Annotated in this window: 19 protein-coding genes; 8 read left to right on the forward strand and 11 right to left on the reverse strand. The window is 52.1% G+C overall.

All coding sequences use genetic code 11. The features are described from left to right. Positions 1-242 precede the first annotated feature (242 nt). The 3 genes from dsbI to ACH0WD_RS21515 are packed head-to-tail and all read right to left on the reverse strand — an operon-like array spanning position 243 to position 3,422. A complete protein-coding gene (gene dsbI / locus ACH0WD_RS21505; protein WP_000345576.1) occupies positions 243-920 on the reverse strand; it encodes a protein-disulfide oxidoreductase DsbI in 678 nt (225 codons plus the stop codon). A gap of 14 nt (positions 921-934) precedes the next feature. After that, a complete protein-coding gene (locus ACH0WD_RS21510) occupies positions 935-1,606 on the reverse strand; it encodes a thiol:disulfide interchange protein DsbA/DsbL (protein WP_000096230.1) in 672 nt (223 codons plus the stop codon). Between the two features lie 19 nt (positions 1,607-1,625). After that, entirely contained in the window at positions 1,626-3,422 is a 1,797-nt protein-coding gene (locus ACH0WD_RS21515; RefSeq protein WP_000460265.1) for an aryl-sulfate sulfotransferase, read from the reverse strand. A gap of 399 nt (positions 3,423-3,821) precedes the next feature. On the opposite strand from ACH0WD_RS21515, the gene ACH0WD_RS21520 reads away from it, so the two are divergent. After that, positions 3,822-3,998: a hypothetical protein gene (locus ACH0WD_RS21520; RefSeq protein ID WP_000469259.1), complete on the forward strand. Its 177-nt coding sequence runs from the start codon at positions 3,822-3,824 to the stop codon at positions 3,996-3,998. Positions 3,999-4,064: 66 nt separating this feature from the next. On the opposite strand, the gene zupT is transcribed toward ACH0WD_RS21520, so the two are convergent. After that, positions 4,065-4,838 (reverse strand): zinc transporter ZupT, encoded by a 774-nt coding sequence (zupT, locus tag ACH0WD_RS21525; RefSeq protein WP_000115874.1) that lies wholly within the window; start codon positions 4,836-4,838, stop codon positions 4,065-4,067. Between the two features lie 140 nt (positions 4,839-4,978). Between zupT and ygiD the strand changes: the two genes are divergently transcribed. Next, on the forward strand, positions 4,979-5,767 hold the full coding sequence (gene ygiD / locus ACH0WD_RS21530) for a 4,5-DOPA dioxygenase extradiol (protein ID WP_001674726.1): 789 nt from the start codon (positions 4,979-4,981) through the stop codon (positions 5,765-5,767). A 61-nt stretch (positions 5,768-5,828) separates the two neighbouring features. On the opposite strand, the gene ACH0WD_RS21535 is transcribed toward ygiD, so the two are convergent. The 3 genes from ACH0WD_RS21535 to tolC all read right to left on the reverse strand — a co-directional run bounded on the left by ACH0WD_RS21535 (position 5,829) and on the right by tolC (position 9,357). Then, positions 5,829-6,992, reverse strand: coding sequence for a glutathionylspermidine synthase family protein (locus ACH0WD_RS21535; RefSeq protein ID WP_000442833.1), 1,164 nt, complete (start codon positions 6,990-6,992; stop codon positions 5,829-5,831). A gap of 5 nt (positions 6,993-6,997) precedes the next feature. After that, the gene (locus tag ACH0WD_RS21540) at positions 6,998-7,669 is read right to left on the reverse strand and encodes a DUF1190 family protein (RefSeq protein ID WP_000831528.1); all 672 of its coding nucleotides are present in this window, start codon (positions 7,667-7,669) and stop codon (positions 6,998-7,000) included. A 212-nt stretch (positions 7,670-7,881) separates the two neighbouring features. After that, positions 7,882-9,357, reverse strand: a complete 1,476-nt coding sequence (tolC, locus tag ACH0WD_RS21545) for an outer membrane channel protein TolC (RefSeq protein ID WP_001663008.1) — start codon at positions 9,355-9,357, stop codon at positions 7,882-7,884. Between the two features lie 200 nt (positions 9,358-9,557). On the opposite strand from tolC, the gene nudF reads away from it, so the two are divergent. Genes nudF through parE form a run of 5 tightly spaced genes read left to right on the forward strand, consistent with a single transcriptional unit; the run spans position 9,558 to position 13,962 of the window. Further along, a complete protein-coding gene (gene nudF, locus ACH0WD_RS21550; protein WP_001231950.1) occupies positions 9,558-10,190 on the forward strand; it encodes an ADP-ribose diphosphatase in 633 nt (210 codons plus the stop codon). Beyond that, complete coding sequence (locus tag ACH0WD_RS21555) at positions 10,187-10,609, forward strand: DUF1249 family protein (RefSeq protein ID WP_000833385.1); 423 nt, start codon at positions 10,187-10,189, stop codon at positions 10,607-10,609. The genes nudF and ACH0WD_RS21555 overlap by 4 nt, the downstream gene beginning before the upstream one ends. 24 nt (positions 10,610-10,633) lie before the next feature. Continuing rightward, the gene (cpdA, locus tag ACH0WD_RS21560) at positions 10,634-11,461 is read left to right on the forward strand and encodes a 3',5'-cyclic-AMP phosphodiesterase (RefSeq protein WP_000444735.1); all 828 of its coding nucleotides are present in this window, start codon (positions 10,634-10,636) and stop codon (positions 11,459-11,461) included. Continuing rightward, a complete protein-coding gene (yqiA, locus tag ACH0WD_RS21565; RefSeq protein WP_000105722.1) occupies positions 11,461-12,042 on the forward strand; it encodes an esterase YqiA in 582 nt (193 codons plus the stop codon). The genes cpdA and yqiA overlap by 1 nt, the downstream gene beginning before the upstream one ends. Positions 12,043-12,069: 27 nt before the next feature. Further along, on the forward strand, positions 12,070-13,962 hold the full coding sequence (gene parE, locus ACH0WD_RS21570) for a DNA topoisomerase IV subunit B (protein WP_000195318.1): 1,893 nt from the start codon (positions 12,070-12,072) through the stop codon (positions 13,960-13,962). 124 nt (positions 13,963-14,086) lie between these two features. On the opposite strand, the gene ACH0WD_RS21575 is transcribed toward parE, so the two are convergent. The 4 genes from ACH0WD_RS21575 to qseB all read right to left on the reverse strand — a co-directional run bounded on the left by ACH0WD_RS21575 (position 14,087) and on the right by qseB (position 17,126). Next, positions 14,087-14,401 carry a putative quinol monooxygenase gene (locus ACH0WD_RS21575; RefSeq protein ID WP_000958587.1) on the reverse strand — a complete coding sequence of 105 codons (315 nt, stop codon included), beginning with the start codon at positions 14,399-14,401 and terminating at the stop codon, positions 14,087-14,089. A gap of 31 nt (positions 14,402-14,432) precedes the next feature. Further along, on the reverse strand, positions 14,433-15,014 hold the full coding sequence (locus tag ACH0WD_RS21580) for an NAD(P)H-dependent oxidoreductase (protein WP_000065416.1): 582 nt from the start codon (positions 15,012-15,014) through the stop codon (positions 14,433-14,435). 106 nt (positions 15,015-15,120) lie between these two features. Continuing rightward, positions 15,121-16,470, reverse strand: a complete 1,350-nt coding sequence (gene qseC, locus ACH0WD_RS21585) for a quorum sensing histidine kinase QseC (protein ID WP_000779327.1) — start codon at positions 16,468-16,470, stop codon at positions 15,121-15,123. After that, the gene (gene qseB / locus ACH0WD_RS21590) at positions 16,467-17,126 is read right to left on the reverse strand and encodes a quorum sensing response regulator transcription factor QseB (protein ID WP_001221574.1); all 660 of its coding nucleotides are present in this window, start codon (positions 17,124-17,126) and stop codon (positions 16,467-16,469) included. The genes qseC and qseB overlap by 4 nt, the downstream gene beginning before the upstream one ends. 151 nt (positions 17,127-17,277) lie before the next feature. Between qseB and ACH0WD_RS21595 the strand changes: the two genes are divergently transcribed. Then, positions 17,278-17,670, forward strand: coding sequence for a YgiW/YdeI family stress tolerance OB fold protein (locus tag ACH0WD_RS21595; RefSeq protein ID WP_000731552.1), 393 nt, complete (start codon positions 17,278-17,280; stop codon positions 17,668-17,670). The last annotated feature ends 50 nt before the right edge of the window (positions 17,671-17,720 follow it).

A 17,720-nucleotide genomic window follows, 5' to 3' on the forward strand; every position in this document is an offset into this window, starting at 1 on the left:
AGTAAAAGAGTCCGTGGCAATTTATAACCATGAACGGCCACACCTGGCCCTGAAATACAAAACGCCCGATGATGTTCATCAGGCGTTTTACAGACAAAAAACTGTCAACCTATATCAGGACTAGTCACCTTCGGTGCCATATTGTTCAGTTTCAAAGAACGACGAATAAGCTGAATGGTAAAATTATTGTGAGAAAAGCAGAGGCCTGAATGCAGACCTCTGCTTTGGTTTATCTATTCAGGTTATTTGCCTCTGGCCAGTTTCAATGCCCAGGCGCCGCTCATCACCAGCAGCAGAATCAGGCACAACCCAAAGGCCAACATACATGCCTGCGCCATGTTCATAAAGTGCCAGGGCGGAAGCAGATACCAGCCTTCAGACTGCTGGTAGAGATCGACAAACCACTGCTGTACGCTACTGAGCGTTACGCCATCAGGGACGATAGGCGCGTCATAACCGCAGTCTCCGGTAGGTTTAAACCACTCCGGTGCCCATTCCGCCAACGGTAAGTTGAAAGGAAAGGTCGGGTCAGTCGAACATCCTTGCACGCCAAAAAGTGAATCGGGGTCCGCATTATGTACCGCATGATGGATACCATTAAGCTTAATAGAAAACTTAATGCCCATAATGCTGCCATAAAACGCCGCGATGCAGCCAATCAGCTTCAGCACGATATTTTTGGGATTTATCGCCGCAATCACCCCGCCAATTACCATCACAAACATCGCGTAACGAATGTAAACACACTGTTCGCACGGCGCCATGTAGAGATAGATTTGGAAGAACGAGTGCGCCAGGATAATTAACCCTCCCATCGCGATGGCCATTAACAGCCACAGAAAGCGCTGTTCCTGCCATCTCACCAGCGTATCTACTGGTCTTGCGCGTAGGTCTCGCCATAATCCCTTAATAAAATCCATAATCGTTTCCCTGCTTATTTTTTAGTGGCCAGTTCCCGAACGAGTTCAGCCATAGAATCGATGGATTTGATGTTTTTGGTATAGATAAGGTACTTGCCGTTGACGACGTAAGCCGGAACACCCTGAATTTTGGCAACGTCATAGGCGGCTTTCCATTTTTCCAGAGTCTCCTGAACGGCAGGATCTTTCAGCGCCGCTTCAAAATCAGCCTGGCTCATGCCTGCGGCGTCCAGCCCGGTTTTAATAAATGCCGCCGGATCTTTCCCATCTGACCAGCGCTCTTTCTTATCATGGTAAGCCGCATACCAGGCGAACTTCGCTTTTTTGAATTGTGATTTAGCATCAAATAACGAAATCCCGGCAGCTTTATCTTTGGCGATCAGGACTGCAAATACTTCGCTGGCCTGTTTGCCATATTCGCCTTTTGTTTCCAGGTGGAACGGAGTGAACGTAACGAGATCGGCTACTTTATCAGAAACCGGACCTGTTACGGCTTTGTCATATTTGTAGCAGAAAGGGCAGGCGTAGCTAAATACCTTAATCAGCGTTTTATCCGCATTAGGAATCGGTTTCTCCAGAACCATATAATCTGTGCCCTCGGTAAAAGCCGATGCCGCAAAAGGAGTGACCAATGCCGCGGTTAATACTACGCTTTTAAATAAAGAGGTAATCCATTTAGATGACATATTAATTCCTTCCCGTGATTTATTTAAACATTTGCGTTGGATGAACCAGTAATGCACGATAGTGAGTCTGGTTGGGTTTATCCGACAGCACATCAATTTCAACTTTCACTTCTTTCGTTTTATAGTCAATCTCATTCAGTTTGCCGACTGTGGGTTTACCAACGTCGAACAGGTTAATAGAACCGCCAAAGCCGAACATGGTGTCGCGGTCTTTTTGATATTCAACAACCGAGGTAATAGGACTATAGAAATCATATCCACGTTCTTTACCGTATTCCCAAACTTGTTGTACGGTGCCTTTCTTCTCATCGATCTTATATTCGACAAAACGGGAATATTTCATGGTCGGTAGAGCCGGTTGCTCCAGGCCGCGACCATCGCCGTTATCAAAGACCGTTAACGTGCCTTTGCTGGAAAGCCATGCCGTATGTTGGGTATAGGTGAAATCGAAATCGGTGTCCTTACACTTGCCGTTTTCGTCACAGGTCAACGGCTTACCATGATCGTCTACCGGTTTCAGCAATTTACTGGCTAGCTGCTTATTCCAGCCTTTAGACGGTGCCAGTATCCATTTCACCTGCTTATCTCGACCAATTTTTACAATACCCTGATGGCGGGAAGAAAGGATAATGGAGTCGTCTTTCGCGTCATAAGCGATAGAGTTGACGTGCGCCCAGTTACGACCGGCACCAACGCCAAGCGCATCGCCATACGGCGTATCCGGTTCAAGTTTCGCCTGCTGTCCGGCATGGGCCAGATCGACGTTCACGCATACTGCGCCCGCATCCAGCGCGCCGAGCAGCGCATCACGCATAGGGTCGAGGATTTTGGTTAAATCCCAAACGTCTACTACGCGGCCAGACTTATCAACCTCAATGATTTGGTCACGAATAGTATGAACATGTATGCCGTCTTCTTTGCGGTAATCGCGTTTGCCGACGCGCAGCAGTACGGTGCCGTTCACGGTTTCGATGGATTCATGAGACGCATCCAGGAACCCGCGCGGCAGTTTATGATCGGCAAGAATTTGCCCCATCATGTCAAACTCGTACCAGTGTTGGCCCTGCACCGCGGTAAAGGTGCCGCGAGGCGTTTCACGAATACCCATCAGATAGCCGCGTTTGTTGATATTCATATCGTGGCCGTCGTAGAAGGTATCTTGATCCAGCCACCAGCGGTATTCACCCTGGGTGTCGACTACAAACGTATAAGGGGCGATATCGAAAGGCAAAGCCCCGCCCGCCGGACCGGCATCAAGAATGCCCGCATTTTTATCTTTTTCGCCGTGCCAGTGAAATTCAGCGCCCTGCGGCGTAAAGGTATGGGTATTTACCAGATAAAGGCGATCTTCAAATCCTGGCGCGACTTTAATAACTTTCGTTTGCTGGAGATCTGAAATAGAACGGTTATCCATATAATGGTTGACGATGGCGGACGTCTGCACCACATAGTCATCCTTCATGGCTTTGCCGTTTTCTTTATATTCTACCGTGACGTTGTTGGCAAATTTCTGATAAAGGCCAAAAATAGGAATACCGTCATAGGTTTCTAAAGACTCTTTCCCAACGGTATAAGTAACAGGAACGCCTTTTTCCCCTTTGCCATGTACAGTAACTTTAACGTCTGAAATAACATGGCTATCTAATTCCACCAGTGCGGTGAGAGGGGCATTACCGTAAGGATCGACAACGACTGCGCCTAATTTCCCTGCGGGCTGCGCCGGTTGAAAACCTGCGGCAAACGTACTGGCTGCGGTGAGTCCGCATGTCAGTGCGACGGCACCGGCAAGTATTGTTTTCCGGTATTGGTCAAACATGGATATATCTCCTTATATACAACTTCTAAATATAATACTTCTGAATATACTATGTTTTTATGAATAATAAATGAGGTAAATGATTGGTCTTTAAATATAAGTCATGATGCTGTTACTTATTTTAAAGTATATTCTGTATCAATATTTTTTAATTGCCTGAGTGAGTCGATAGTAGGAGTGTGATATTTTAAGAACAATATAAATTAGTACGAAGTGTGATCTTATCGACATTGTTTTCTGCTTAATACCTCTTTCATTATTGTGTTTCACCACTGATTTATATGATCAAAATCATTTATTTGTTCCACAAATATGCCAGTATATGAATACGTCAAAATAAGGGTATGTAAAATTTTAACGTTAAATGTTTAGTGATGTTAAATTTTAAGGGTAAAAAGGATGTTTATTGCCTGGTATTGGATAATATTAATCGTTCTGGTGGTAGTAGGGTATATTTGCCATATGAAGCGTTATTGCAGAGCGTTTCGGCAAGACAGAGATGCATTACTTGAAGCGCGAACGAAACGTTTTCGCCAGACGAGCGAAGGCGACAGCGTGATGAATGAGCAGAAATAGCGCATATCCTTGACGGGCAGCCGGATGTTGCCTGGCTAAAGGCCTGCATCCGGCGCGACGTTTCTCTTAACCGATACCTATCGTCTGCAAAATGACGAGACTGAGCCCCATGATGGACATACCGCAAAGCACGCCATAGCTGGGGTTATTGTTAGGATCGATCTCTTTTGCCAGCGGCATCAGTTCATCGACGGAGAGCGCCACCATAATGCCGGCGACTGCCGCCATGATAGCCGCCATAACGATCGGTGAAACCAGGCTGCCCAAAATCAGCCACGCCAGCACGCCGCCAAGAATTTCCGCCATGCCGGAGATACCGGCCCAAAAAATCGCGGTACGTTTTGAGCCCGTCGCGGCATAAACCGGGCCGGCAACCGCCAGACCTTCAGGAATATTGTGCAACGCCACCGCCAGTGCGATGCCGAAACCCAGTTCAAGATTGCTGCTGGCAGTGACAAAGGTGGCGATCCCTTCCGGAAAGTTGTGCAGGCTAATGCCGAGCGTCAATAAAATCGCAGTGCGTTTTATCGAGCCGGGAAGCGGCTGCTGCCTTTTTTGCACCAGATCCTGCGGATGAGCGTGAGGAAGCAGGCGGTCCAGCCCGAAGTAGCCCAACAGGCCGATAATAAACATCCCGTAGCCCAGTACAGGCGACATCCCCTCGGTATCAAGCGCGGCGGGCAGCATCTCCATCAGCGAGATAAGCAGCATGATCCCTGCGGCGAAGCCCAGCGAAAAAGCCAGCACGCGGTTAGACGGTTTTTGGCCGAGAACGCCAAGAAACGCGCCAATAAAGGTGGCGGCGCCCGCCAGTAAGGTCAGAATAAGTGGTACTGACATCCATTACTCCTTATCAATTTGCCGTCCGAACCTGACCTTCAAAATAACTGATGATCTTCATCATAGTTATCTGAGTTCTTCCTCTGTGAAGAAAGCGTATGGTGATGTTAACAAAATGTCTTTCCTGTAAGGATAACATCATGTCTTTAACGTGTATGCCAGCATTGTTTTTGGGGCATGGCAGCCCGATGAACGTGCTGGACGATAATGATTATACCCGCGCCTGGCGGCGATTGGGGGAAGCCCTGCCGCGACCACAGGCGATAGTGGTGGTGTCGGCGCATTGGTATACCCGCGGGACGGGCGTCACAGCGATGGAAAGGCCGCAAACTCTCCATGATTTTGGCGGTTTTCCGCAGGCGCTGTATGACACGCATTATCCGGCCCCTGGATCGCCTGCGCTGGCGCAGCGTCTGGTTGAACTGTTGGCTCCCGTTCCCGTCGCGCTCGATAAAGAAGCGTGGGGATTTGATCACGGCTCCTGGGGCGTATTGATCAAGATGTATCCGAATGCGGATATCCCGATGGTGCAGCTTAGTGTTGATAGTACCAAACCGGCGGCATGGCATTTTGAGGTGGGCCGTAAACTGGCGACGCTGCGTGACGAAGGCGTGATGCTGGTGGCCAGCGGGAATGTGGTTCATAACCTGCGGACTGTGCGTTGGCACGGTGACAATATACCGTATCCCTGGGCGGCGTCATTTAATGACTTTGTGAAAGCCAATCTGACGTGGCAGGGGCCGGTAGAACACCATCCGCTGGTGAATTATCTGCAACATGAAGGGGGGGCCTTATCGAACCCGACGCCGGAGCACTTTTTACCTTTGCTGTATGTACTTGGCGCCTGGGACGGCAAGGAACCTATCACCATCCCGGTCGACGGTATTGAGATGGGCAGTATAAGTATGTTGTCGGTGCAGGTGGGGTAGGCCGGATAAGGCGCTGAATGATTGCCCGATGGCGCTACGCGCATCGGGCTTACAGGAGAATCTATCCTTCGACAAAAATATGCGGATAGAAGCGGGAGAGATCCTGGGTGATCAGCGCCCGATCTTCACGGATACCAATTCCGGCGGGCTGATCGTTAATCAGCCAGCTACCAATCAGGGTGTAACTGTCGCCGAATTTTGGCAGCGGATAGAACTGTTGCACGATCATACCCTCTTCGCCATACGGGCCTTCCACGGATTCGATCGTTTTACCGTTCTCAATAATCGATACGTTCGCCCCTTCGCGGGAGAAGATCGGTTTCACGACATATTTATCCATTGGCGGATGTTCGTCTTCGGCGAAATACGCAGGCAACAGATTCGGATGGTCCGGGAACATCTCCCACAACAGCGGCAACAACGCTTTATTGGAGATAATGCTTTTCCAGGCCGGTTCCAGCCAGCGCACGCCGGCATCTTCCAGCTTGGTGGAAAACATCTCGCGCAGCATAAATTCCCACGGATAGAGCTTGAACAGGTTCGCAATGACCTGATCCTGCAGATCCGTAAATTGGCCTTTTTCCCCCAGACCAATATCGTCGATATAGAGAAATTCGGTGGCGATTTCCGCTTCGGCCGCGCAGTCCTGTAAATACTGAATGGTGCCGCGATCCTCAACCGTATCGCGACAGCAGGTGAGATGCAGCAACTGAAAACCATACTGCTCGCGAAGTTCAGCAAAGCGTTCAATCAGCTTTTCCTGCAGGCTATTAAACTGATCGCTGCCTTCCGGCAGATTGCCCGCGTTGATCTGATCTTCCAGCCAAATCCACTGAAAAAACGCTGCTTCATACAGCGATGTTGGCGTGTCGGCATTATTTTCGAGCAGCTTAGGCTCGCCGATGCCGTCCCAGGCCAAATCGAGGCGGGAATAGAGCGACGGTTGTTGCGTTTGCCAGGACTGGCGAACAAAACCCCAGGTATGTTTTGGAATACGAAACTTCGTCATCAGCTCATCGCTGGCGATGACGCGTTCTACTACCTTGAGGCACATCTGGTGCAGCTCGGCGGTAACGTCTTCCAGTTTTTCCACCTGGGCGAGCGTTAACTTGTAATAAGCGTCTTCACACCAGTACGGTTCACCATACATAGTGTGAAAATTAAACCCGTATTCAGTCGCTTTATCGCGCCAGTCCGGGCGCTCGGTAATACTGACTCTTTCCATGCGTATCAGCCGCCCATCGAACGTGTTGAAGTACCGGCAGCGCTACGCTGCATGGTGCTCTGTTTGGCGACGGATTCGCCAAAACCGCCGCGGGTAACGGTTGTTGTGGTGGCCGGTTTCGGCGCCATCGCGGTTTTCGGTACGGTCATTGTCCGGCCCGGTTGCGCCGCGCCGTAGTTTTTACCTGCCGCATCGGTATATTTGCCGTATGCAGGGCTGGCCGGGTTTTTCGAGCTAAACAGCGGCTGTTGCGCAAAGCCTGCGCCGCCGCCCATCAGACGCCCCATCATGTAACCTGCCATAAGCGGCATCCAGAAACTGCCGCTGGATTGTTGAGCCTGCGCCTGATTTTCCGGCGCCATGCCAGCCTGTGCGGGCGCTTGCTGGCACTGACCTTCGCCAAACTCGGCGACGCAATCTTCGCGTGTAGCGTACTTAGGCGCAGTACGTTCGGCCTCTTTCAGCGCATTGTTATACGCAGTTGTACACTCCGCGCTTTTGCCCGGATTCGCCGCTGAACAGTCATCAGCGTTTTGATACAGCGATACGGTTTCATCGCTTTTTTCACAGCCAGCCAGCATAAAAACAGCCGTAACCGCCAGGGCGACCGGCGTTAAATGCCGCGCGCTCCAGCTTTTGCGAAATGATGCGTGATGGATGGATTTTGTCCGTTTCATATTTGTCTTCCAGGACCCAGTGGTAAATACAACATGCGTTCAGAATAGAGGATGACTGGTCGAAATTGAAGCGAGAAAAGGCGAGAATGCGGCGGAATAGCAGGATCTTTACGTTGTCTTACGTTCAGGTGCGGCTTTATGACAGGTAGCGCCGCGCTTACCAGACCTACAAGGGCACAGGTCTGATAAGCGCAGCGCCAGCGAATAACTTATCAATGCCGGAATGGATTGCCGTTATTGCTGTTGGCGCGAGCGGCGGTCGGCTGTACTGCCGGCGCGGCGCTATGGGCATTATAACCGTCTGCGGCAGCATCCTGCTCTGGCGTTTCCGGCGCTACGCTTTCCGGCGACGTCGGGATAGGTTTACCCAACGTACTGTTAAGCGCGAGCAGATCCTGCTCGTTCAGCGTACCGAGCGCATATTTGATATTTAACTGATTAATCAAATAGGTATAACGCGCGTTGGCCAGTTGCTGCTTGGCATCATACAGAGTGGTGGTGGCATCCAGTACGTCAACAATGGTACGTGTACCGACCGAGTAACCGGCTTCCATTGCATCCAAAGAACTTTGCGCGGAAACGACCGCCTGTTTATACGCGTTGATGCTACTGATGGAGGCGTTAATATTGTTAAAGGAAGAACGTACGGTCTGCACCACGCTACGGTGCGCGCTTTCCAGCTGTTCGCTTGCGCCGACGAAGTTATACTGCGCCTGTTTTACCTGCGAGTTAACCATCCCGCCTTGATACAGCGGCAGGGAGAAGTTCAGGCCGATTTTATTCTGCCCCATGTTGCTATCGTCGTACTGGGCGGAGTTGGTTTTAGAACCGCTATAAGAGGTATCAGAAATGCCGGTTGAGGCCGTTAAATTCAGCGTTGGCAGGTGACCATCCTGCGCCTGACGGATTTGCTCGCGCGCCAGATCCTGACTTAAACGCGCCTGCAACAGCGACAGGTTACGGTTTTCCGCTTCCTTCAGCAGCGCATTAACAGCTTTGGGTTTGTCGGTTTTAAAATGCTCGACGTTAAGCGACGCCAGCTCCGGGTAATAATTGCCGGTCACCTGGCGCAGCTCTTCTACCGCGTTATCCAGGTTGTTGCGGGCGGTCACTTCATTCGCCAGTACGGTATCATATTGCGCACGGGCGTTTTGCACGTCGGTAATGGCGACCAGACCCACGTTAAAACGTTGCGTCGTTTGATCTAACTGACGGTAGATAGCCTCTTTTTGCGCCTGGGTATAGGAAAGCACATCAATAGCGTTCAATACCTTAAAATACGCGTTCGCGGTATTGAGGATCAGCGTCTGCTGATCGGTCTGATAGGTGACATCCTGAATGCCTGCTGCTTTTTCTTGCAGGGTGAGCCCACGCCATTTCGACATATCAAATAGCGTCTGCGTTAATTGCAGGGAAGCGCTGGTTTCATTGGAGTTGATACCGTTCGCATCGCGATAACCGTTGCTGTAGGTGTAGTCGGCACCTAAACCCAGTTGCGGCAGTAAAGGACTACGCGCTTCGTTAATTTTTTCGAATGCAGCATCGCGATCGGCAGCGGATTTACGCAATTCCGGGTTGCTCAGGCGTGCTTGCTGATAAACTTGCATCAGGTTCTCTGCCTGGCTTAGTGTGCTGAACCCCGACAGGCTCAGGCCGATAAGGATGGGGAGCAATTTCTTCATTTGCATTCCTTGTTGTGAAGCAGTATTTAGCGCTGATCAATTTGTAAAAATAATTGCTGATTCTAGCAGAATCCGCCACTGCAAAAAGTTGGCGTTACGTGCCATACGAGCCTTAATTGGCACCAATTTACCACAAGGGTGATAAAACAGCAGTCAACCACCCTTGAAATTCATCATTTAATCATTATTGCTAGCAGGGCAGCACAATGCGTAAATCAGACAACTTGCCAGTTACTTTCACCAAAAGCGATGTAGAAATTATTGCACGGGAAACGCGCTATCGCGGTTTTTTTTCATTGGATGTGTATCGATTCCGCCATCGTTTATTCAACGGAGAAATGAGTGGCGAGGTAAAGCGCGAAATTTTTGAGCGCGGGCACGCCGCCGTCTTGCTACCCTTTGACCCTGAACGTGACGAGGTGGTGCTGGTCGAACAGATTCGTATTGCCGCGTATGACACAAGCGTTACGCCGTGGCTGCTGGAGATGGTCGCCGGCATGATAGAAGAAGGCGAAACCATTGAGGCGGTCGCCCGGCGGGAGGCGATGGAAGAAGCGGGGCTGACCGTAGGCCGCACCCGACCGGTCATCAGTTACCTGGCGAGTCCAGGAGGAACCAGCGAGCGCTCATCTATTCTGGTGGGTGAAGTGGACGCCACGACCGCGGCAGGTATTCATGGTCTGGCGGATGAAAACGAAGATATTCGGGTTCATGTGGTAAGCCGGGAACAGGCATACCAGTGGGTAGAAGAGGGGAAAATCGACAACGCAGCCGCAGTCATCGCTTTGCAATGGCTTCAGTTGCATCATCAAGAGTTAAAAAACGAGTGGAAAAAATGAAGCGTTATACACCTGACTTCCCAGAAATGATGCGTTTGTGCGAAATCAATTTTTCGCAATTGCGCCGCCTGCTGCCGCGCAATGACGCCCCCGGTGAAACGGTGAGCTATCAGGTGGGCAACGTACAATATCGGTTAACGATTGTGGAATCGACCCGATACACTACGCTTGTAACGATCGAGCAAACGGCGCCAGCCATCACCTACTGGAGCCTGCCGTCGCTGACGGTGCGCCTCTACCATGATGCGATGGTGGCTGAAGTGTGTTCAAGCCAGCAGATCTTTCGCTTCAAAGCGCGGTATGATTATCCAAATAAAAAGTTGCATCAACGCGACGAAAAGCATCAAATTAATCAGTTTCTGGCCGACTGGCTACGATTCTGTTTAGCACATGGAGCGATGGCGATTCCGGTTTATTAGCGTCGTGAAACCTAAGGACACCATTTGGAAAGCCTGTTAACCCTACCTCTGGCTGGTGAGGCCCGAGTCAGGATTTTACAAATTACAGATACTCACCTGTTTGCCGAAAAGCATGAAACGCTGTTAGGCGTCAATACCTGGGAAAGTTACCAGGCCGTGCTGGAGGCTATTCGGGCGCAACAGTATGAATATGATCTGATCGTGGCCACCGGCGATCTGGCGCAGGATCAATCCGCTGCGGCTTATCAGCATTTTGCTGAGGGTATCGCAAGCTTTCGCGCGCCTTGCGTTTGGCTACCGGGCAATCATGATTTTCAGCCGGCAATGTACAGCGCGCTGCAAGAGGCGGGGATTTCCCCGGCTAAGCGCGTGTTAATCGGTGAACAATGGCAGATTTTGTTGCTGGATAGCCAGGTGTTTGGCGTCCCGCATGGCGAACTGAGCGAGTTCCAACTGGAATGGCTTGAGCGTAAGCTCGCCGATGCGCCAGAGAGACAGACATTGCTCCTTTTGCACCACCATCCGTTGCCGGCAGGGTGCAGTTGGTTGGATCAGCACAGCTTGCGTAATGCCGGTGAGCTGGATAGCGTGCTGGCGAATTTCCCGCGTGTAAAATATCTGTTATGCGGACATATTCACCAGGAGCTGGATCTTGACTGGAACGGTCGCCGTCTGCTGGCGTCGCCGTCAACCTGCGTACAGTTCAAACCGCACTGCGCGAACTTTACGCTGGATACTATCGCGCCGGGCTGGCGTACGCTGGAGCTCCGGGCGAACGGCGTCCTGGAGACGGAAGTGCATCGCCTGCAGGATACCCGGTTCCGACCCGATACCGCTTCGGAAGGATACTGATGTCTACGCTTCTCTATTTGCACGGATTCAACAGTTCCCCTCGCTCGGCAAAAGCGTGCCAGCTAAAAAACTGGCTGGCGGAGCGTCATCCGCATGTTGAGATGATCATCCCTCAGCTACCGCCGTATCCTGCCGATGCGGCGGAGTTGCTGGAATCTCTCGTGCTTGAGCATGGCGGTGCGCCATTAGGGCTGGTAGGATCGTCGCTGGGTGGTTATTACGCCACCTGGCTGTCGCAATGTTTTATGCTGCCGGCTGTGGTGGTGAATCCCGCCGTGCGGCCCTTTGAATTACTGACCGACTATCTCGGTCAGAACGAGAACCCCTACACCGGGCAGCAATATGTGCTAGAGTCTCGCCATATTTATGATCTTAAAGTCATGCAGATTGACCCGCTGGAAGCGCCGGACCTGATCTGGCTACTGCAACAGACGGGCGATGAAGTGCTGGATTACCGCCAGGCGGTGGCATATTACGCCTCCTGCCGTCAGACAGTGACCGAGGGGGGTAATCACGCATTCACGGGCTTCGAAGATTATTTCAACCAGATTGTCGATTTTCTTGGACTGCACAGTTGCTGACAATCAATTCGAATTGCTAATTAAACCATGACGCAAACTTATAACGCTGATGCCATTGAGGTACTCACTGGGCTTGAGCCGGTACGCCGCCGCCCGGGGATGTACACCGATACGACCCGCCCCAACCATTTGGGTCAGGAAGTGATTGATAATAGTGTGGATGAAGCACTGGCAGGTCATGCCAAACGCGTGGATGTCATTTTACATGCCGATCAATCGCTGGAAGTGATTGACGACGGACGCGGGATGCCGGTGGATATCCATCCGGAAGAGGGGGTTCCGGCGGTAGAACTGATCCTCTGTCGACTTCATGCCGGCGGTAAATTCTCCAATAAGAACTATCAGTTCTCTGGTGGTCTGCATGGGGTGGGGATTTCGGTAGTGAATGCCCTGTCAAAGCGCGTGGAAGTGACCGTGCGCCGCGACGGTCAGGTCTATAACATCGCGTTTGAAAACGGCGAAAAAGTGCAGGATTTGCAGGTTGTCGGCACCTGCGGTAAACGTAATACTGGCACCAGCGTGCATTTCTGGCCGGACGAAAGTTTCTTCGACAGCCCGCGTTTTTCTGTCTCTCGCTTAATGCACGTTCTGAAAGCAAAAGCGGTGCTGTGTCCCGGTGTGGAAATCACTTTTAAAGATGAAGTGAATAACAGCGAGCAGCGCTGGTGCTACCAGGATGGTCTGAACGACTATCTGGGCGAAGCGGTAAACGGCCTGCCGACGCTGCCGGAAAAGCCGTTTATCGGTAATTTTAACGGTGAAACGGAAGCGGTTGACTGGGCGCTATTGTGGCTGCCGGAAGGCGGCGAATTACTGACGGAAAGCTACGTCAACCTGATCCCGACCATGCAGGGGGGGACGCACGTCAACGGTCTGCGCCAGGGCCTGCTCGACGCGATGCGCGAATTTTGCGAATACCGCAATATTCTGCCGCGCGGCGTCAAACTGTCGGCGGAAGATATCTGGGATCGCTGCGCTTATGTGCTTTCCGTGAAAATGCAGGACCCGCAATTTGCCGGGCAGACCAAAGAGCGTCTGTCGTCGCGTCAATGTGCGGCATTTGTTTCCGGCGTGGTGAAAGATGCCTTCAGCCTGTGGCTGAACCAGAACGTGCAGGCGGCGGAACAACTGGCAGAGATGGCGATTGCCAGCGCGCAGCGGCGACTGCGCGCCGCAAAAAAAGTGGTGCGCAAAAAGCTCACCAGCGGTCCGGCGTTGCCGGGGAAACTGGCGGACTGTACCGCGCAGGATCTTAATCGGACCGAGCTGTTCCTTGTGGAAGGGGATTCGGCAGGCGGTTCCGCCAAGCAGGCGCGCGATCGCGAATATCAGGCGATCATGCCGCTCAAAGGTAAGATCCTTAACACCTGGGAAGTCTCTTCCGATGAAGTGCTTGCCTCGCAAGAGGTGCATGATATTTCCGTGGCGATCGGTATCGATCCGGACAGCGACGATCTGAGTCAGCTGCGCTACGGCAAGATCTGTATCCTGGCGGATGCGGACTCCGATGGTTTGCATATCGCTACTCTGCTTTGCGCGCTGTTTGTCAGACATTTCCGCGCGCTGGTGAAGAATGGTCATGTCTATGTCGCGCTACCGCCGCTATACCGTATCGATTTGGGTAAAGAGGTCTATTACGCGCTGACGGAAGAAGAGAAGGCGGGCGTACTGGAACAACTGAAGCGTAAGAAAGGCAAGCCGAACGTACAGCGTTTCAAAGGCCTGGGTGAAATGAACCCGATGCAGTTACGCGAAACCACGCTTGATCCAAATACTCGCCGCCTGGTGCAGCTCACCATTAGCGATGAAGACGATCAGCGTACTAACGCGATGATGGATATGCTGCTGGCGAAGAAACGTTCTGAAGATCGACGCAACTGGCTACAGGAAAAAGGCGATCTCGCGGATCTCGACGTGTAACGGTTGTTGCACGCTTTATCCGGTCTGCGTGGCGCAGGCCGGATAAGCGAATCCGACATGACGCCGCAGCCTGATGGCGACACTTGCGCATCGCATCAGGGAGACGTCAGACGAGGGTAATAACTTAAACGCCGGATTCCAGAATACGAATATTCATTTCCAGCACATCGTCTTTTACCGCGTCGCTATAGGCTTTCATATGCGGGGTTTGCAGATGCGCCTCAAGGTGCGCAACGCTTTCCCACTGTTCAATCATCACGATCGAGTCAGGCGCCAGAGTCTGAAAACTCACGCCCGCGGCATGATCCACCATCGGCGCGTAACCGTGGCACCCCTCTTCTTTAAGAACGGTTGGAATAATTTTCGCAAACTGGTCGAGGACGGCCTGACGGTGATGTTGGCCCGGACGCGTGCGAATTTCGGCAATGACGGTAAGCATGGTTAACTCCTTCTAATTCCAGGATGACCAGTTAAGCAAAAATTTCGCTCAGATGCTTGCGATATTCTGCGGTATAGCGCGGAACATCCGGCATTTTAATCACGTCGTTGGCAATAAACGTTGGCAGCGCGTCCATGCCCAGGAACTGGTTGGCTTTATGGAATGGCAGATAGACGCCATCTACGCCTACGCCGTGGAAAAACTGATCTTTTTCGGTAAATGCTTCCATCGGCGCGTTCCACGTCAGTGACAGCATATATTTTTTCCCCTGCACCAGACCGCCGGAACCGTACTTTTTAGCGGCATCGGAACGCGTGCGGCCATCGCTGGCATAGAGCGTGCCGTGACCTTCGGTAAAGACATCATCCATATATTTTTTTACTGTCCATGGCGCGCCCATCCACCAGCCTGGCATCTGCCAAATCACCACGTCAGCCCAGACGAAATTCTGCACCTCTTCTTTAATGTCATAGTCGCTGTCGGCGCGGACGATCTTAACCTGATGACCCAGATCGCGCAGCAGCCCATCGGCAACTTCGGTCAGGGTGTCATTCAACTGGCCGTTGGAGTGCGCGAATTTTTTCGCCCCGTTGATAATCAGGATGTTACTCATTTTGTGTCCTCAAGAAATGCGTTTGCTGCTGATTCTACGCTGACGGGCGGTGCGGTGAAATTAGCAAAATGTGCAAAGTCTTTTGCGTTTTTGGCAAAAATCTCTGCTACCAGCGTACTACGGCCTCAAATCCACCTTCCGCGGCGTTGCCAAACGACACCGTCATGCCGTGCAGCGTAGCGATGCGACGGACGATTGATAATCCCAGACCGCTGCCGGTCACACTTTGGCCTGGCGGGCGGTAAAAACGCTCGCCGATATGCGTCAGAATCTCTGGCGCTACGCCGGGGCCATTATCTCTGACGGTGAAGCTGCGGGCATGTAAGGTAACGTCGACGACGCTGCCCTGCGGACTGTAGCGAATCGCATTATCCAGCAGGTTACGCACTAACAGGCTTAAGAGTAGCGGCTGGCCGGTACGTATGACGTCATGGGCGTTAAGCTGTAAACGCACGTCGATATTCGCCTGCTGCGCCGGATGATAAATATCCATTACCGCGGACTGCAGCAGCTCTTCCAGCGAAATCTCCGCTACATCCTGCAAATTATTGAGCGAGTCGAGACGCGATAACGTCAGTAGCTGATCGACCAGCCGCGTGGCGCGATCGATCCCCGCATGGAGCTGGGTCAGCGCTTTATCACGCGATAGCGGATCGTCGCCCGAGAGCTGCGCCACCTCGGTTTGTACTTTCAGCGCGGCCAGCGGGCTGCGCAATTCATGGGCGGCGTCGGAGGTAAATCGCCGTTCGCGCACCATCATGGAGTGGATGCGGCTAAAAAGCTGATTAAGCGCTTCGACCAGTGGGCGAACCTCGCTCGGTACGCCTTTGGCGTCGAGCGGCGTTTCCGATTCCGGCGACCGGAAGCGTAGCGCCTGCGCCAGTTTTTTCAACGGTCTGAGCTCGCGGTGAAGCAGGAGCAATAAAATCAGCAGCATGAAGGGAAGGGCGATCAGCCACGGCGTTAATTGCGCCGCTACGATCGCCAGCGCCATATCTTCGCGGTAATCCCACTCCTGACCGACGACGATACGATACTTGCCGTCCGCCGAGTTCAACCACAAAAAACGCCAGAGGTCGTTGTCATCCTTCAGATAGCCATTGTCGAAACCTTCCCGGCGATAGCGATACGGAATATCCTGGCCGTTGTCGCCATCATGCAGCAACATTTTGCCATCAGCGGAAAAGATGGCGAACGCCAGCGCATCGTCATCGATATGCCCATGTTTTAATTTCTTTGGCGTATGCGCCATGCGCTGCGGGGCGTTGATCTCGTTAAGATCGAGGGTGCTAAGCCGTCTGGCGAACAACATCAACTGTGTGTCAAACAGCTCGTCGACATTATCCGTCGTCTTTCTCCAGGCCACAAAACTGGAAATTGCCCAAGTGATGGAGACCAGAATCAGGAAAATAAGCGTCAGCCTGACGCGCAGGCTGAGACGTTGCGTCAATTTCATGCGTCACCCAGGGTGTAGCCGATGCCGTGTACGGTGCGAATAAATTCGCTGCCGAGCTTGCGGCGTAAATGATGAACATGGACTTCCACTGCATTGCTGGACACGTCGTCATCCCAGTTATACAGCTTCTCTTCAATAAGCTTGCGCGGCAGCACGCGACCTTTGTTGCGCAGTAAGAGTTCCAGCAACGCGAACTCTTTTGGTTTTAAGGCCAGCGGTTCGCCGGCAAGCGTCGCGACGAGATTGCCTGGATTGAGCGTCACCTGGCCGTGGCGCAATTCGCTACTGGCCTGACCGCTGGCGCGGCGTACCAGCGCCTCCAGACGGGCGGCGACCTCAATGAGCGCGAAAGGTTTACATAAATAGTCATCGGCGCCCAGACGTAGCCCCTCGACGCGCTCTGCTAACGCGTCGCGCGCCGTCAGGATCAGTACCGGTTCCTGTTTACCCTTTTCGCGCCATTCGCGCAAAATATCCCGTCCGTCCATGCCTGGCAGCGTCAAATCTAAAATAACCGCATCATAAGGCGCGCTGTAAAGCGCCTCTTTGCCCGGGCGTCCCTCGGTAAACCAGTCGACGCTGAAACCCATTTTACTCAGACCCGCTTTTATGCCATCGCCAATAAGTGTGTCATCTTCTACCAGTAAAATTCGCATCTGTTCTTCCTTGCGGTAACTCGCGTTATCGTCAGTTAACCTTGTCGCCGCAGGCGATGTACAGAAAAAAAGATTCTTTTTTTGCCTTAAGAAGTTGTTAAGGATTACCTTATTAAATGGATCTGAAACGACATGAAAGGGAAAAGTAATCATGAAAAAATTAGCTGCAATCGTTGCCGTTATGGCACTGTGTTCTACCCCGGTTCTGGCGGCTCAGCAGGGCGGTTTCTCCGGCCCGTCGGCGACGCAAACGCAAGGCGGCGGATTTGTCGGCCCGAACGGCAGCAGCACGACGGTAGAGAGCGCTAAATCGCTGCGTGACGATGCGTGGGTAACGCTGCGCGGGAATATCGTCGAGCGCATTTCCGACGACCTGTATGTGTTTAAAGATGCGACCGGTACTATCAATGTGGATATTGACCACAAGCGCTGGAACGGCCTGACCGTAACCCCGCAGGATACCGTTGAAATTCAGGGCGAAGTGGATAAAGACTGGAACTCTGTCGAAATCGACGTAAAACAGATTCGTAAAGTGAATCCGTAATCCCACATTGCGCAAGATCGGTCAGGATTCACAGCCGCCCGGTGGGCAGA

This window comes from Salmonella sp. 2020_1395, assembly GCF_043848115.1.
Taxonomy (GTDB): Bacteria; Pseudomonadota; Gammaproteobacteria; order Enterobacterales; family Enterobacteriaceae; genus Salmonella; species Salmonella enterica.

Excerpts from the sequence above, each read along its gene's own strand:
- ACH0WD_RS21575 (WP_000958587.1), bottom strand. The coding sequence starts at position 14,401 with ATGCTTACCGTCATTGCCGAAATTCGCACGCGTCCGGGCCAACATCAC.
- zupT (WP_000115874.1), bottom strand. The coding sequence starts at position 4,838 with ATGTCAGTACCACTTATTCTGACCTTACTGGCGGGCGCCGCCACCTTT.
- ACH0WD_RS21540 (WP_000831528.1), bottom strand. The coding sequence starts at position 7,669 with ATGAAACGGACAAAATCCATCCATCACGCATCATTTCGCAAAAGCTGG.
- dsbI (WP_000345576.1), bottom strand. The coding sequence starts at position 920 with ATGGATTTTATTAAGGGATTATGGCGAGACCTACGCGCAAGACCAGTA.
- ygiD (WP_001674726.1), top strand. The coding sequence starts at position 4,979 with ATGTCTTTAACGTGTATGCCAGCATTGTTTTTGGGGCATGGCAGCCCG.
- qseC (WP_000779327.1), bottom strand. The coding sequence starts at position 16,470 with ATGAAATTGACGCAACGTCTCAGCCTGCGCGTCAGGCTGACGCTTATT.
- ACH0WD_RS21580 (WP_000065416.1), bottom strand. The coding sequence starts at position 15,014 with ATGAGTAACATCCTGATTATCAACGGGGCGAAAAAATTCGCGCACTCC.
- ACH0WD_RS21555 (WP_000833385.1), top strand. The coding sequence starts at position 10,187 with ATGAAGCGTTATACACCTGACTTCCCAGAAATGATGCGTTTGTGCGAA.
- ACH0WD_RS21515 (WP_000460265.1), bottom strand. The coding sequence starts at position 3,422 with ATGTTTGACCAATACCGGAAAACAATACTTGCCGGTGCCGTCGCACTG.
- parE (WP_000195318.1), top strand. The coding sequence starts at position 12,070 with ATGACGCAAACTTATAACGCTGATGCCATTGAGGTACTCACTGGGCTT.
- tolC (WP_001663008.1), bottom strand. The coding sequence starts at position 9,357 with ATGCAAATGAAGAAATTGCTCCCCATCCTTATCGGCCTGAGCCTGTCG.
- ACH0WD_RS21535 (WP_000442833.1), bottom strand. The coding sequence starts at position 6,992 with ATGGAAAGAGTCAGTATTACCGAGCGCCCGGACTGGCGCGATAAAGCG.
- ACH0WD_RS21595 (WP_000731552.1), top strand. The coding sequence starts at position 17,278 with ATGAAAAAATTAGCTGCAATCGTTGCCGTTATGGCACTGTGTTCTACC.
- yqiA (WP_000105722.1), top strand. The coding sequence starts at position 11,461 with ATGTCTACGCTTCTCTATTTGCACGGATTCAACAGTTCCCCTCGCTCG.
- nudF (WP_001231950.1), top strand. The coding sequence starts at position 9,558 with ATGCGTAAATCAGACAACTTGCCAGTTACTTTCACCAAAAGCGATGTA.
- ACH0WD_RS21510 (WP_000096230.1), bottom strand. The coding sequence starts at position 1,606 with ATGTCATCTAAATGGATTACCTCTTTATTTAAAAGCGTAGTATTAACC.
- qseB (WP_001221574.1), bottom strand. The coding sequence starts at position 17,126 with ATGCGAATTTTACTGGTAGAAGATGACACACTTATTGGCGATGGCATA.
- ACH0WD_RS21520 (WP_000469259.1), top strand. The coding sequence starts at position 3,822 with ATGTTTATTGCCTGGTATTGGATAATATTAATCGTTCTGGTGGTAGTA.